At 61.6% G+C, this 15196-nt stretch carries 11 protein-coding genes and 1 pseudogene; 5 read left to right on the top strand and 7 right to left on the bottom strand.

The annotated features are described in order from the left end of the window. Positions 1-2: 2 nt before the first annotated feature. Entirely contained in the window at positions 3-2171 is a 2169-nt protein-coding gene (locus KTQ42_RS02680; protein ID WP_217344099.1) for a hypothetical protein, read from the top strand. Between the two features lie 54 nt (positions 2172-2225). On the opposite strand, the gene KTQ42_RS02685 is transcribed toward KTQ42_RS02680, so the two are convergent. After that, positions 2226-2648, bottom strand: coding sequence for a hypothetical protein (locus KTQ42_RS02685; protein ID WP_217344100.1), 423 nt, complete (start codon positions 2646-2648; stop codon positions 2226-2228). Positions 2649-2683: 35 nt separating this feature from the next. After that, complete coding sequence (locus tag KTQ42_RS02690; RefSeq protein ID WP_217344101.1) at positions 2684-2962, bottom strand: hypothetical protein; 279 nt, start codon at positions 2960-2962, stop codon at positions 2684-2686. Between the two features lie 165 nt (positions 2963-3127). Between KTQ42_RS02690 and KTQ42_RS02695 the strand changes: the two genes are divergently transcribed. Then, complete coding sequence (locus tag KTQ42_RS02695) at positions 3128-4327, top strand: hypothetical protein (RefSeq protein ID WP_217344102.1); 1200 nt, start codon at positions 3128-3130, stop codon at positions 4325-4327. Here KTQ42_RS02695 and KTQ42_RS02700 read toward each other — a convergent pair. After that, positions 4300-4692, bottom strand: coding sequence for a hypothetical protein (locus tag KTQ42_RS02700; RefSeq protein ID WP_217344103.1), 393 nt, complete (start codon positions 4690-4692; stop codon positions 4300-4302). The genes KTQ42_RS02695 and KTQ42_RS02700 overlap by 28 nt on opposite strands. 21 nt (positions 4693-4713) lie before the next feature. Here KTQ42_RS02700 and KTQ42_RS02705 point away from each other — a divergent pair, with 21 nt between their 5' ends. Both KTQ42_RS02705 and KTQ42_RS02715 read left to right on the top strand, forming a co-directional pair. Then, positions 4714-5499 (top strand): transposase, encoded by a 786-nt coding sequence (locus KTQ42_RS02705; protein ID WP_217344104.1) that lies wholly within the window; start codon positions 4714-4716, stop codon positions 5497-5499. Between the two features lie 29 nt (positions 5500-5528). Beyond that, positions 5529-6110, top strand: a pseudogene (locus KTQ42_RS02715) (transposase). 649 nt (positions 6111-6759) lie between these two features. On the opposite strand, the gene KTQ42_RS02720 reads toward KTQ42_RS02715, so the two are convergent. The 3 genes from KTQ42_RS02720 to KTQ42_RS02730 all read right to left on the bottom strand — a co-directional run bounded on the left by KTQ42_RS02720 (position 6760) and on the right by KTQ42_RS02730 (position 10316). Then, positions 6760-9015, bottom strand: coding sequence for an arginine/lysine/ornithine decarboxylase (locus tag KTQ42_RS02720; protein WP_217344107.1), 2256 nt, complete (start codon positions 9013-9015; stop codon positions 6760-6762). Between the two features lie 219 nt (positions 9016-9234). Beyond that, positions 9235-9804 (bottom strand): DUF4337 domain-containing protein, encoded by a 570-nt coding sequence (locus KTQ42_RS02725; protein WP_217344108.1) that lies wholly within the window; start codon positions 9802-9804, stop codon positions 9235-9237. Positions 9805-9821: 17 nt separating this feature from the next. Further along, positions 9822-10316 (bottom strand): dihydrofolate reductase, encoded by a 495-nt coding sequence (locus tag KTQ42_RS02730; protein WP_217346789.1) that lies wholly within the window; start codon positions 10314-10316, stop codon positions 9822-9824. Positions 10317-10521: 205 nt separating this feature from the next. Here KTQ42_RS02730 and KTQ42_RS02735 point away from each other — a divergent pair, with 205 nt between their 5' ends. Continuing rightward, entirely contained in the window at positions 10522-12636 is a 2115-nt protein-coding gene (locus KTQ42_RS02735) for an EAL domain-containing protein (protein ID WP_217344109.1), read from the top strand. A gap of 321 nt (positions 12637-12957) precedes the next feature. On the opposite strand, the gene KTQ42_RS02740 is transcribed toward KTQ42_RS02735, so the two are convergent. Continuing rightward, a complete protein-coding gene (locus tag KTQ42_RS02740) occupies positions 12958-15180 on the bottom strand; it encodes a YgiQ family radical SAM protein (RefSeq protein ID WP_217344110.1) in 2223 nt (740 codons plus the stop codon). Positions 15181-15196: the final 16 nt, after the last annotated feature.

A 15196-nucleotide genomic window follows, 5' to 3' on the forward strand; every position in this document is an offset into this window, starting at 1 on the left:
TCTTGCTGCCGCTTGAGGTACAGAAGGGCGGGATAGAGGAGACCGCGCGCCGTTGCGTGTTGGCGGAGGCGGTACAGGGCTTCAATGCCGACACAATAGGGCGCTCGAATCCTGCCTACGGCGGGGAAAAAGTGTATTACAAGCTGGCCGATTATTTTCTGGAGCAGATAAAGCCGCATCAATTCTCGGAGGTAGTCGACGAGGTGCGCAGGAGGATCCTGGCCGACCCTGGCAGGCACCTCAGAAAATTAACGAAAACGACCGGTGCAGTCGATGAAGCCATCGGGCAATCCAGTTCGATCGATTGCGATTATGGGATGAAGCTTTTGCAGCCCCTATTCAGCCTGATCTGTGGCGACAGGCAGGACTATGAGGATTGCGGCCTGCCAGGCTCCATCAAGTCGCTGTTCCTTGCCCTGGACCGGAATCTGGTCAAGGCGATGATTCACTGGCGCGACGGCCAGAAACTGGCGCGCGATTCGATGAAGCAGGAAGTTGAAACACTGAAGGCTGACAAAAGGAACTGTAACGACAAGGGCGATCTCCTTCCCCAGAAGATCAATGACCTTCGCAAGCAATATGGATGGGTGGTCGATTTCTATTCGCCGCTGTTGGTGAGCAAGGCCATCACCGCAAAATACATCAAGGAGTGCCGCCTCAATTTTTTCAAGGGCATTATCTTCACGCGTTGCATCAGTCCTTTCCTGGCGCCGAGCGACCTGGAGCAGACGCCGGCTGGCGGCGATGCCTATAACGCCCTGACCAAGGCAAGCGCCGCCGCCAACAAGCTATTCGCGCAGCGTTACAAGCCGTTTCGCGAAAACTTCATCGCCTACGCGGACCAGTTTCTGCCCGACCACGAGGCCACCGAGCTGCGTGCGCTTGAAGTCAAGGAACAGCGGCTCGAAAAGGTCAACAGGAAAAAAAAGACCGACGGCACGAGCGACAGGAAGCTCCTGCCAAGAAAGGGGCATGCAAGCGCTCCCACTCTCCTGCAGGGAAAGGATTTCCTTGAGGCCATGAAGAAGGAAGGCAGTCTGGTTGAACAGGGCAAGCCGGACGACACATCCGCTGCAGGCGCCAACGGCAGGGCCGCCCAGAGGCGTTGGATTGATGACTTCAGAAAGCACCATGAAGACGCGTTCAAAGCAAGGCCGGCTCTTGACCTGGAGTTTTCGAAGCGTCTGCGCAAATGGCGCAAGAAGGAAGAGCAGCTTGGTGAAACCGCATTCAAGGAAAAGCTGGCGGAAATCTACAAGCGAGCCAGGAAGGAGGTAGAGCCGAGCGCGACCACCTTAGCGACGAATGCCCAGCCGGTCGTTGTTGTCGCAGGCAAAGCCGAACAGGCAGTTTCATCACCGCGCGCAAGCCGGGCCCGGGAAGCGGATGCCACTGACACAAGTCCTAAAAGGGAAAAGAAAGTTGCCAAGACATCGAAGGGCCTGACCGCGCTAAACGACATGCAATCCGGTCTGCTCAACAAGCTCCTGACGGACAAGCGGCGTCGCGCATACCTTGAGCGATTTCCTTCGCTGGAGGCGTCGCTGAAGCAGGACTTCCTTGCCTGGTGCAATGAAGGAACAGGCGGAAGCCCGGCGCTCGCCTTGCAGAAAATATTCGAGGATCTGGTGTTGCGGCATTTCTTCAACGCGATGCGGCTAAGGCAAAAAGTGAGCGATGCCGACTTCGACAAGCTGAAGCAGGCCTGCGAGGAATGGCCCAGAAAGACGAACGGCTGGGAAAAGCCCAGGCCGGAAGAAATGTCCTTCATCTGGCGGACCAAGGTTTGCGCGAAGCCGGCGCCGGCCTACAACTCCAGCATCAATGTGCGGATGGCCGAAGCCACGATTGACGCATTGCTGAGCGATGCGGCCGCCGGCCAGGAACTCGCCGACGACACCCTGAAAAATGCATTTCTGAACAAGGCCCAGCTGTGGCTCGATAGCGGGGCAATGGGAATGGGCCCGGAACAGATTATCCGCGGCTATTACGAGGATACGCTGATCAAGCATTTCATCCAGGCCCAAAGGCCTGCCCTGGCGCCCAACGAGATCGTGAAGTTGAACGAAGCGGGCAAGCAGGAAGGGCAGAGCGATCCGGCCAGGGCACTGACAACGGCGACCTTGCAGGCGCTGCTCCAACGGCTGCAAGGTGCCGCCAAACAAACCTGAACGTCAAGCGCTCCGATGGCCGCAGGCAGCGGCCATCGGAGCAGCAGCCGTCGTTCAGTCGAACAGGCTGCCCTGGCCCGCTTCCGCGCCCGGCTTCCTGTCCCGGCTAGGGCGCGGATAGCCGGCTTCCCGCATCGCGCGCACCAGGTCCGCCATGGCGTCCCAGATCTCGTCGCTTTGCTGCGCGGTCAGCGCGGCATTGTTGTCCAGGCTGTCGCAGGCGCCGCGGATATTGGCGGCCAGGGAATTGATGTAATGCTGGCGGTTCAACGCCAGCGCGGCTTGCCGGCGCCGATTGCATTCGGCGTCGAGCTCGTCGCGCTGTTCCAGGGAGAGTTTGTCCAGAAGGCCGGGCGAGGGCTTGTAGGTGTACTTGTCGAAGGATCCGACGATGCGCACGATGGGCGCGTTCCTGGCCTCGTCGAAACCGGTGTACAGCAGCACCTGCACCTTGCCGCCCTGTTCCTTGAATTGCACTGCCGAAGTCCTTTAAAGAAGAATGGCCGCCGGTTTCAGGAAACCAGCGTGCGGCCCTGTTTCCGATGGCGTTGCGCGATATCCTTCAACGCCGCGATGCCGGCTTCGAGGCTGCCAATCGGCAGGCTCTTGCCGCCGCAGCGGCCGCGTCTGCCGGCCCGGCCAGCCCAGCCCTGGATGATGACCCATTGCTCGAACAGGTCCTGCATCAGCACCACGGTATGAAGCCGGTCAGGCTCGGCGAATTGCATGCGGATCGGGCAGGCGGTGGCCACTGGCAGCGGGCGGGTGAGGTCGTCTACGGGATCGATCATGGGGCAGCATCATACCAGCAGCGCGCGGGGTTTTGAATGCAGGCCGGCGGCGGATACCCTGCCTGGGATGGCCGCCGCTGGACAGGCGAGGGCGGCTCTGCTAAAAGTGGCCGCCATTGCGCGGCCGCGGCCCAGCCGGCGCGGCAATCCGGGAAGGACATCCAGTTGATTAGACTACGCAACCACCTCATCGTCATCGCCTCGCTGCTGTTCCTGACGGCCTGCGCCGACCCGTCGCCGACCTTGTCCTACCGTGCGGTGGTGGATGCCGGCAGCAGCGGCTCGCGCATTCACCTCTATCAGGCCAGCCGCAACAGCGAAGGCATGGTCATTACCGACGTCGCGCAGCTGGAATCAGCTGGCGGGGACGGGCTGTCGAGCTATCAGGCGCAATCGGAGCAGGCGGGGCCGCAAGCCATGCAGCCCTTGTTGCAGGCCCTGAACGACTGGCTGCTGGCGCGGCGGATTGGGCGCGATACGGTGCCGGTCGATGTGCTTGCGACGGCCGGCATGCGACTGCTCGAACAGAACGATGCGCCGGCGGCCCAGGCCATCTACCGCAGCGTGCGCCGCGCCATCCTGGGCAACGGTTACCGGGCCGGCGAGCTGCGCACCATTTCCGGCGACGAGGAAGGTTTGTACGCATGGGCGGACGTGAACTACCTGCATGGGAATTTCCAGCCCGGACACAGGACTGCCGGCCTGGTGGAAGTCGGCGGCGCATCGGCGCAGGTGGCGTATGAGACCAGCCAGCGCGACCATCCGCATGCCCGTGCGGTTACCATTGCAGGTACCTCCTACACGGTGCTGAGCGTGAGCTTCCTGGGGCTGGGTCAGAACGAGGCGCGCAAGGCGATGATTCTGGCCTCCGGCCCGAAGGACAACCCATGCTATCCCAACAACGACAGGGGCAGTCCGCCCGGCGGCTTGGATGCAGGCGCCATCCTTTCCGGCAATTACCGGTATGGTCGCTGCGAGGATCTTTACCAGACCGTGGTGTCGGCATTCCAGGTGCGGGACAAGGTGATCGCCGCCGGCTTTGGTGGCGACTTTATTGGCATCGCGTCCGTCTATCATGCGTTGAACAACTGGCATGTGCTGGACCGTCCGTCCATGTTGTCGCAGATGCTGGAGCGCCAGTGCGGCGGCACCGATGCCTGGAGCCTGAAGGTCGTGCCGGCCCAGGGCGGCACATCTGGCTTTGCTCAAACTGCCTGTGCCAATGGCACCTTCATCAACACCCTGCTGTTTGATCCACGCTATGGGCTGGGACTGTCCGGCGAGCGCATTCATGCGGTGGGGCAGATCAATGGTCAGTCGCCGAGCTGGACCAGGGGTTATTTGCTGATTGGGGCCAGCCGGTAGGCGCTAGCGGGGAGGGCCTTGTCTGGTCCAGGTGCGGAAGCCAGCATGCCGTTGCCGTTGCCGTTGCCGTTGCCGTTGCCGTTGCCGTTGCCGTTGCCGTTGCCGTTGCCGTTGCAGTTGCTTCTGCCGTTGCCGTTGCGGTTCAAGTCCCGTTGAGCGCGCCGTGACGGCGATGCCTGAAGCGGATAAGGTGCGGCGTCTGTCTGAGCGAAGCGCAGCGTAGCGAGTTTAGCCGCGCCCCGCTTCAGGCGTCGACGGCACGGGAACCCCCGCGCAGCGGGGGCGCGATCACCGGGTCGCCTTTTCTTGCCTACTTCTTTTGCTTCGCCGTAACTATTCAGCATCAGACTGTTAAATTCCTTCATTCAGGCGCATAGTGCGATGTCATGAAATCACGTCCCGATCTCTCCACTCTGAGCTTCGAGCAAAAGGACGAGCTGATCCTGCAACTCTGGGATCGCCTCGACAAGCTCGAAGCGATGCTGCTTAAAAACAGCAGTAACTCCAGCAAGCCGCCTTCGTCAGACGGCTTCAAACGCAAGCCTAAATCACGCCGCGTGGCTGGCAAGGCCAGTGCGGGCGGGCAGAAGGGACATCCCGGATCGACATTGAAACGAGTCGACGTGGCTGACCAAGTGCAAGTGCATCAGCCACCGCAACGCTGCACGGCATGTGGCAGCAAACTCGACCTGCGCACCGCCACGATCGATGTGCAAGGGCGTCAGGTCATTGACTTGCCTGCCATTCGCATGACGGTGATCGAGCATCGCCTGCAGCGTGTGCGCTGCCGTTGCGGCCAGGCGCATACCGGATGCTATCCCGAGGGGGTGACGCAGGCGGCACAGTACGGTGCGACCATCAAGGCTGCGGTGGTTTATCTGACGCAGTATCAGCATGTGCCGATGAAGCGATGCACGCGCCTGATGCAGGACTTGTTTGGCGTGACGATGTCCCCGGCCAGCGTGCATGCCGCCATTGCGCAGGCGCACGCCGCTGTGGCACCGGTGGTGCAGGCGCTGGGCGAGTCACTGCTGCAGGCGCCAGTAGTGCACTTCGATGAAACGGGCATGCGCGTGGGCACCAAGCTGTACTGGATGCACAGTGCATCGACCGAGGACGCAGTGGTCTATCAGGTGCATGCCGCCGCGGCTACCAGGCGCTGGAGGCGTTGAACCTGCTGCCGCGCTTCAAGGGTGTGGCCGTGCATGACGGCTGGCCTTCCTACTACCGTTTCAACGTACAACATGCGTTATGCAACGCGCATCATTTGCGTGAGCTGGAGTTCGTAATCGACTCGACCGGGCAGCAATGAGCGCAAGACATGATGAGCTTGCTTGTGAAGATGAATCATGCTGTGGATGCCAGCGAGGATGGGGTGTTGAGCCAGCATGTTGCTGCAAGCTACCGTCGCCGATACCGTGAGCTCCTTGAGCAGGGTCGCCAGCATAATCCGCAAAGGCTGACTGACCTGACCCGCAAGGACAAGCGAGGCGGCATCAAGCAAAGCACCACATACAACCTGATCAAGCGGCTGGAGCAACACGCTGATGATGTGCTGCGTTTCATGCATGATGCACGGGTGCCGTTCACGAACAACCTTGCCGAGCGCGACCTTCGCATGCCCAAGCTCAAGCAGAAGGTATGCGGATGCTACCGCAGCTTTGCGGGCGCGCAGGCGTATTGCAGCATTCGTTCCTACATAGGGACATTGCAGAAGCAATCGAAGGATCTGATACAGGCATTGACCATGCTATTTAGCGGTCGCATGCCTTCGACAGGTTAAGGCTGCATACGTCTTGCGTTCTATGAATGCTGAATAGTTACGGCGAAGCAAAAGAAGTAGGTCGCCTGCCGGGGCGAACACCCGGCCTGGTCATGACGACAGTGCAGTGGGCTTGTTTCACCCGGCGTAAAGGCGTCACTGCGAAGCAGCAGTTGCTTTTGACGGTCGCAGTTCGCATCGTAACGACGAACGTCAAAGACAACGACGACAGTGCTGCCCGTGCCTTGCCGGGTGACGCAAGGCGGCTGCACTACCGTGGAGACAAGCCGGGAGTCCGTCCCGGCGGCCGGGTTACTTTTTTTGCTTCGCCAAAAAAAGTAACCAAAAAAAGGCGACCCGGTGTTCGCGCCCCGCTGCGCGGGGTTCCCGTGTCAGCGGTACCCGGAGCGGGGCGCGGCTAAACTCGCTCCGCTACGCTGCGCTCAAACAGACGCCGCACCTTATCCGCTCCGGGTACCGCTGACACGGCGCGCTCAACGGGACTTAACGGCAACGGCAACTTCAAAAGCAACGGCAACCCTCCGCATCGCCTAAGTCACCGCACCCGCATACAAGCAGCTGCAAAGCGCATCCGAATCCATGCAAGGTGCATGAAAAAAGGCCTGGTCCACTTTCGCAGACTAGGCCCCCATGCAGGTGCTATCAGTACTTAGTCCTGCCGCACGCAGTCGACGAAGTAGCCGCGCTTGCCATCCACCTCACGCGTCACCAGGCCATGCACATCGGTCTCGAAACCCGGGAAGCGCTCGTTGAAGTCGCGCGCGAATTTCAGGTAGTCGACGATGGTCTTGTTGAAGCGCTCGCCGGGAATCAGCAGCGGAATGCCGGGCGGGTAGGGCGTGAGAAGGATCGACGTTACACGGCCTTCCAGTTCATCGATGGGCACCCGGTCGATCTCGCGGTGGGCCATGCGCGAGAACGCGTCCGACGGCTTCATTGCCGGCTGCATGTCCGACAGGTACATCTCGGTGGTCAGGCGCGCTACGTCATACAGCTTGTAGAAGCCATGGATCTGCTGGCACAGGTCGCGCAGGCCAACCCGCTCGTAACGCATGTTGGCGGCCGCGAACTCGGGCAGGATGCGCCACATCGGCTGGTTCTTGTCGTAGTCGTCCTTGAACTGCTGCAGCGCGGTCAGCAGCGTGTTCCAGCGGCCCTTGGTGATGCCAATGGTGAACATGATGAAGAAGGAATACAGGCCTGCCTTCTCCACAATTACGCCGTGCTCGGCAAGGTACTTGGTGACGATGGAGGCCGGGATGCCGGTCTCGCCGAACTGGCCGTCCAGCGACAGGCCCGGCGTGACGATGGTGGCCTTGATCGGATCGAGCATGTTGAAGCCGGGCGCGAGCTTGCCGAAGCCGTGCCAGTCGTCCTCGGCGCGGATCATCCAGTCTTCCCGCGAGCCGATGCCGTCCTCGGCGAAGTTGTCCGGACCCCAGACCTGGAACCACCAGTCCTGGCCCCATTCCTGGTCGATCTTGCGCATCGCGCGGCGGAAGTCCAGTGCTTCCAGGATGCTTTCCTCGACCAGCGCGGTGCCGCCCGGCGGCTCCATCATGGCCGCGGCGACGTCGCAGGAAGCGATGATGGCGTACTGCGGCGAGGTGGAGGTATGCATCAGGTAGGCCTCGTTGAACGCGTCCTGGTCCAGCTTCACCGATTCCGATTCCCGCACCAGGATCTGCGACGCCTGCGACAGGCCGGCCAGCAGCTTGTGGGTCGACTGGGTCGAGAAGATCATCGATTCCTTGGCGCGCGGCCGGTCCTTGCCGATCGCATGCATGTTGCGATAGAAGTCGTGGAAGGTCGCATGCGGCAGCCAGGCCTCGTCGAAGTGCAGGGTGTCGATCTCGCCGTCGAGCATGCTCTTCAGGGTTTCGACGTTGTACAGCACGCCGTCATAGGTCGACTGGGTGATGGTCAGGATGCGCGGCTTCTTGTTGACCGCCTCGCGCGCGAACGGATTGGCTTCCACCTTCTTCATGATGTTTTCCATCTTGAATTCTTCCAGCGGAATCGGGCCGATGATGCCGAGGTGATTGCGGGTCGGCATCAGGAACACCGGAATCGCGCCGGTCATGATGATGGAGTGCAGGATGGACTTGTGACAGTTGCGGTCCACCACCACGATGTCGCCCGGCGCCACGGTAGAGTGCCAGACCATCTTGTTGGAGGTGGAAGTGCCGTTGGTGACGAAGTAGCAGTGGTCGGCATTGAAGATGCGCGCCGCATTGCGCTCCGATGCCGCGACAGGGCCGGTGTGGTCGAGCAGCTGGCCCAGTTCCTCGACGGCGTTGCAGACGTCGGCGCGCAGCATGTTCTCGCCGAAGAACTGGTGGAACATCTGGCCGATCGGGGACTTCAGGAAGGCCACGCCGCCGGAGTGGCCGGGGCAGTGCCAGGAATAGGAGCCGTCCTGCGCGTAATGCACCAGCGCCCGGAAGAAGGGCGGCGACAGGCCGTCCAGATAGGACTTGGCTTCGCGGATGATGTGGCGCGCGACGAATTCCGGCGTGTCCTCGAACATGTGGATGAAGCCGTGCAGCTCGCGCAGGATGTCGTTGGGGATGTGGCGCGAGGTCCGGGTTTCGCCGTACAGGTAGATCGGGATATCGGCGTTCTTGTAGCGGATCTCCTCGACGAAGGCGCGCAGCGCCTTGAGCGCGGTGTCAGTCTCCTCGGTGGAGCCGCCGCCGAATTCCTCGTCGTCGATGGAAAGAATGAAGGCCGAGGCGCGCGACTGCTGCTGCGCGAACTGGGACAGGTCGCCGTAGCTGGTCACGCCGACGACTTCCATGCCTTCCTTTTCCATTGCGTCGGCCAGCGCGCGTATGCCCAGGCCGGAGGTGTTTTCGGAGCGGAAGTCTTCGTCGATGATGACGATGGGGAAGCGGAATTTCATGAAATCTCCTGGCGGGCAGGGCGCTGTGTGCGCCCGGCGAAGGCCGCGCTAAAAATGCGAAAGCCGAATTTTCTCAGATATGGCCGGCATGCGGGGTAAATGCCGGCGCGGGGACTTGTGATTTTCGCGATCTGGCGTAAGGGCAGTGCCGATTCGTCAGGAAGCCGGATGAGGCCAGCTGCCCTTTGCGCCGGGACGCATGACGGGCAATGGCAACGTCTACAGGTGCAGCCAGGCCATGACTCCCACGGCGATGCCTGCCACTGCCACCCCATAGGACGCGATTTCCAGCCAGCGCCTGCGCGTGAGCAGCGTGATTGCCGCCAGCGAGATTGCCACCTGCTCGGTGGTGGTGGCCAGCGCCCAGCGGTGATGCTGGTGCATGGACTCCGCCGACCGCTTGTCGAATTCGGTCGACTGCGCTTCCAGCTTTTCCGCATCGCGCCTGATCTCTTCCTTCTCCGACTTGTAACGTTCGACCTCCGCCTTATACCGCTGCTGGTCGACGCCAGGCAGCGACATGGCCAGTTCCGCCAGATTCTGCTTGTTCGATTTGGCCTGGTAGTAATTCCACTGGTTCGACGCGGCGGTCTTCCTGATTGCCGCATCATTCTTGTACATCGCGGCGTCGTTCTGGGTGGCGCCGCCGAGGTAGCCAAAAGTGGCGCCTATGGTTGCCAGCACCGCGGTCATCACGGCAATCCTGCTTGAAAAGCTGTCGCCGCCATGCGCCGCATGTTCGACCGCATGATCATGCGGCCCGTGTACATGAAATCCGCCTCCTGACATTGCTGCTCCTGAAAAAATTACTGTGTGCGGATGTAGGTGACGATTGCATACGCCAGCCCGCTTGCTGCCGAATGATACTCCCGCCTGTCGGTCTCTTTCCAGGCGTCATTTTTAATCTCTGGAAAAAAAGTGTCGCAAGGGTATTCGCCGTCGATTTCGGTGACGATCAGGCAGTCAGCCAGGGGCAGCGTCTGAACAAACAGCTCGGCGCCACCAATGATAAATGCCTGTTCGCCTTCCGCTACGAGGCTGCAGGCAGCCTGCGGTGAGGCGGCGGTTTCGACGCCTGCCGCTTGCCAACCGGGGTTTCGGGTCACCACGATGTTGCGCCGGTTTGGCAGTGGCCGGCCAATCGACTCGTAAGTCTTGCGCCCCATGATGATGGGGTGGCCAGTCGTGGTGCGCTTGAAATGCGCCAGATCCTCCGGCAGATGCCACGGCAGCTGATTGTTGATGCCGATGCCGCGCTCGCGGTCCATGGCGACGATAAAGGTGATCCTGGGCAATGACATAAGCAGTGAAGAAGCCGAAAGGCGCAATGGTAATCCGAATTCCTTGATCCGGTCGAAACTGCCGACGACCAAGGCTGGAACTTTGCAGTTTGATACTGATCGATTCAGACCCTGCACTCGAAAATGAATAAAAACCGCATCGCATGATGCAGCGCGCAACTCGTTATGCGCCACTCACGCCGCTATGGATTCCTTACTTCCCAAATTGAATGACTCATCCAGTAGCCAGATCGTACTGCTGGTGGATCGGCAAACCCAGACCGAGGCGCTGCTCGCACCGCTGATGGCGGCGGAGAAGGTGCGGCTGCTGCGGGCTGAAAGCGGCGAAGAAGCGCTCGAGCTGCTGCTGATGCACGACGTGGCGCTGGCGCTGGTGGACACCGAGCAGCCGGCCATGGACGGCTTCGAGATTACCCGCTGGATACGGGAAAACTCCCGCACGCGGCATATTCCGGTGATCATGCTCGCCAACGGCGCATGGGATGAAGCCGCCATTGAAACCGCTTATGACGCCGGCGCGATCGATTACCTTGGCAAGCCGCCGGGCAGCAATGTCCTGTCAGGCAAGATTGCGGTGCTGCTGGAACTGGACCGCAACCGCCGCAAGCTCAAGGAAGCGGTCGCGCATATCGACAGCACCAAGGCGTATTACGAATCCATGCTCAATGCGGCCGGCGATGGCGTCATCGGCATGGACCGGGCCGGACGGGTCCGGTTCGCCAATCCGGCCGCGCGGGCCATGCTGGGCGCCGAGCGCGACCAGATCGTGGGCGTCGACTTCATGTCGTTTTACCCCACGCCCGCTTGTTCCAGCGCCTGCTGGGAAGAGTCGCCGTTTTTCCATAGCCTGCGCCAGGGCGTCGAAAGCACGCTGGATGAGGCCAGCCTCATGCGATGCGACGGCAGCCGCTTTCGGGTCAGCCTGCATATATCGCCCCTGTCGGGACATGCCGATGGCCTGGTGCTGGTATTTCAGGACATCACCGGCCGCAAGGCGCTGGAAGATCAGCTGCGCCGTCAGGCCGTGACCGACAGCCTGACGGGCCTGCACAACCGCAGCGGTTTCAAGGCGGCCTTTCGCACCGCGCTGGAACGCGCCCGTCGCGCCAGAAAGAGCGTGGCGCTGATGTTCATCGATCTCGATCATTTCAAGCGCATCAACGACACGCTGGGCCACGGCGCGGGCGACCACCTGCTGGCAGCTACCGCGCAGCGTCTGCGCGAATGCGTCCGTTCCTATGACATCGTCTCTCGCATCGGTGGCGATGAGTTCTCCGTCGTGCTGGATGAACTCGATCATGGCGCCAGTGCCGCGCATGTCGCATCCAAGATTTTGACGGCATTGCGCCAGCCATTCCGGCTGGAAGACGGCATGCAGGTGGCCATCAGCGCCAGCATCGGCATCGCCACGTTTCCGGAGTGCGCGGAAGACGTGGACCTGCTGATGCAGGCTGCCGGCGTCGCGATGTATCAGGCCAAGAGCGACGGCCGCAATCTCTACCACTTCTACATGCCTGAAATGAATGCCAAGGCGCGCCAGCGCCTGATGCTGGAACAGGCGCTGCGGCTGGCGGTGAAGGATGACGAATTCTCGCTGCACTACCAGCCGCAGGTCGATATTGCCAGCGGCAACGTGGTGGGATACGAAGCCCTGCTGCGCTGGCAACATGAGCAGATCGGGCGCGTGGCGCCGAGCACCTTCGTGCCCATGCTGGAAGAAACCGGGTTGATCATACCGATGGGGCAGTGGGTCTTTTCCACCGGCTGCCGCCAGCGGCATGCCTGGGATAGCGTGCTGCCGGAGCAGTGCGTGCTGTCGGTCAACCTGTCGCCGCGGCAGTTCGTCGACAAGAAGCTGGTATCGCAGATCCAGCAGGTATTGGAAACCAACGAGCTGCCTGCCTATCAGTTGGAAATCGAGCTTACCGAAAGCATGCTCATGTCCAATACGGAACATACGCGAGAGGTGCTGCGCTCATTGAAGCGCCTCGGGCTGAAGCTGTCCGTGGACGATTTCGGTACCGGTTATTCGTCGCTGGCCTATTTGAAGCAGTTCTCGCTGGACGCGCTCAAAATCGACAAGCAGTTCATCGATCATCTGACGACTTCCAAGAAAGACGAGGCCATTGCCCGTTCCATCATCCAGCTTGGCCATAACCTTGGCATGCAGGTCATTGCGGAGGGCGTGGAAACGGGCGAGCAGGTGGAAGCGCTGCAGGAACTCGGTTGCGACGTGGTGCAGGGCTTCTATTTCGGGCGGCCAGTGCCGGCCGGCGAGGTGGTGGGCCTGCCGCATGCGATGGCGGTCAACGAGCGATAAGGCGCTTTCAACCGGATCGGGTCAGGCGAGATGAGAGCACATCGTCTCGATGGAGAGCACGGCAGCGAGTCCTGACGGCGCTTCGACCAATCGCCGCCACACTTTGCCGGGGCCAATCAGGCTGATACCGGCAAGCTGGTCAGGCCCGAACCGTTTCAACTCATGGGCGAGGATAACTGGCAACCCGCCTCGCGCCGCAGGAGAACACGCCCGCACATCGGTGCCGACACATTGCCATCGGCCATGCAGAATGGCAGTCCAACGGCTATCAAGGCTGCCGGCATTGACTGATCACGGCCGGCAAGCCCCGCAAAATACTCCCTACACCGTCCGCCCAGACTTGCGCGCCGCCTTGGGCGCTGTTCCGATGGCACGTACGGGCTGTCGCTGCACGGCCGCGCCCGGACGAGGCCGGTTCTGGCCGAATTTGCGCGCCAGCTTGTCCGGACCCGGCGTCTCGCGCTTGCGTTCGATGGCCTGCAGGCCAGGCGTCGGGGCGCTGCGTGGCACCAGGTGATGGGGGCCGTTGCCGATCAGGTCGGAACGGCCCATGCGATGCAGGCCTTCCCGCAGGATGTCCCAGTTGGCCGGGTCGTGATAGCGCAGGAAAGCCTTGTGCAGCTTGCGGACCTTGCCGGCCCGCACCGTTTCCACGATTTCCGACTCGTCCGTCACCTTGTGCAGCGGATTCTTGCGGGTGTGATACATCGCCGTGGCCAGCGCCATCGGCGTGGGCAGGAAGGTTTGCACCTGGTCCAGGCGGAAGTCGTTCTTCTTCAGCCACAGCGCCAGGTTCAGCATGTCCTCGTCCGTCGTGCCCGGGTGGGCGGCGATGAAATAGGGGATCAGGTACTGTTCCTTGCCGGCCTCCTTCGAGAAGCGCTCGAACATTTCCTTGAACGCATGGTAGGCGCCCATGCCGGGCTTCATCATCTTCGACAGCGGGCCGGTTTCCGAATGCTCGGGCGCGATCTTCAGCAGACCGCCCACATGGTGGGTGACCAGTTCCTTCACATATTCGGGCGAGCGTACCGCCAGGTCGTAACGCAGCCCCGAACTCACCAGAATCTTCTTGATGCCCGGAATGGCGCGCGCCTTGCGGTACAGCTGGATCAGCTTGCCGTGGTCGGTGCCGAGGTTGGAGCAGATGGTCGGATAGACGCACGACAGGCGCCGGCAGGATTCCTCGATCTTCTTGTCCTTGCAGGCCAGCCGGTACATGTTGGCGGTGGGGCCGCCAAGGTCGGAAATGGTGCCGGTGAAGCCCTTGGTCTTGTCGCGGATCAGTTCGATCTCGCGCAGGATGGACGGCTCCGACCGGCTCTGGATGATGCGACCCTCATGCTCGGTGATCGAGCAGAAAGTGCATCCGCCAAAGCAGCCGCGCATGATGTTGACCGAGAAGCGGATCATTTCCCAGGCCGGGATGCGGGCCTTGCCATAGCGCGGATGCGGCGAGCGTGCATACGGCATGTCGAAGACGAAATCCATTTCATCCATGGCCAGCGGCAGCGGCGGCGCATTCAGCCAGACATCGCGGTCGCCATGATGCTGCACCAGGGCGCGGGCATTGCCGGGATTCGATTCCAGGTGAAACACCCGCGATGCATGGGCATACATCACCGCATCATCCTTGACCTGCTCGAAGGAGGGCAGGCGCACCACGGTCTTGCTGCGCACTTCCTTCAGGGCCGCCATGCGCTCCTCGCGCGACAGGATCAGCACCGGCTTGGGCGCTTCCGGCGCCGCCTCGCTCTTGCAGGACGCGTCTTCCTTGGATTTCATTTCATACGGGTCCGGATGCGGCTCGACCCGGCCCGGCGTATCGATGCGGGTCGAGTTCGCCTCGCTCCAGTCCGGCGCCGGCTTCCAGCCATGCGGCACCATAAAGGCGGTGCCGCGCAGGTCGCGGATGGACTTGATGGATTCGCCAGCCGCGACGCGGTGCGTCAACGCGATCAGCGCCCGCTCGGCATTGCCGAAGATCAGGATGTCGGCCTTGGAGTCCGGCAGCACCGAGCGCTTGACCTTGTCCGACCAGTAGTCGTAGTGGGCGATCCGGCGCAGGCTGGCCTCGATGCTGCCGATCACCACGCCGACTTCCGGATAGGCTTCGCGCACCCGCTGGGCGTAGACCACAACGGCCCGGTCCGGGCGCTTGTTCGGTTCGCCGTTGGGCGTGTAGGCATCCTCGGAGCGGATCTTCCGGTCGGAGGTATAGCGGTTGATCATCGAATCCATGTTGCCGGCGGTGATGCCGAAATACAGATTGGGCCGGCCCAGCGCCCGGAAGTCATCCGCCGACAGCCAGTCCGGCTGGGTGATGATGCCGACCCGGAAGCCCTGCGCTTCCAGCAAGCGGCCCACCAGCGCCATGCCGAAGCTGGGATGGTCGATGTAGGCGTCGCCGGTAACCAGGATCACGTCGCAGCTGTCCCAGCCCAGCGCATCCATTTCCGCCCGGGTAGTGGGCAGGAAAGCCGCCGGCTTGACATAGTCGGGACGATAACGCGGGTAGGAACGGATGTTTTTCGGTGCTTCCATGGGGCCAATGAAGGTA

The sequence above is a fragment of the Noviherbaspirillum sp. L7-7A genome, assembly GCF_019052805.1.
Taxonomy (GTDB): domain Bacteria; phylum Pseudomonadota; class Gammaproteobacteria; order Burkholderiales; family Burkholderiaceae_D; genus Noviherbaspirillum_A.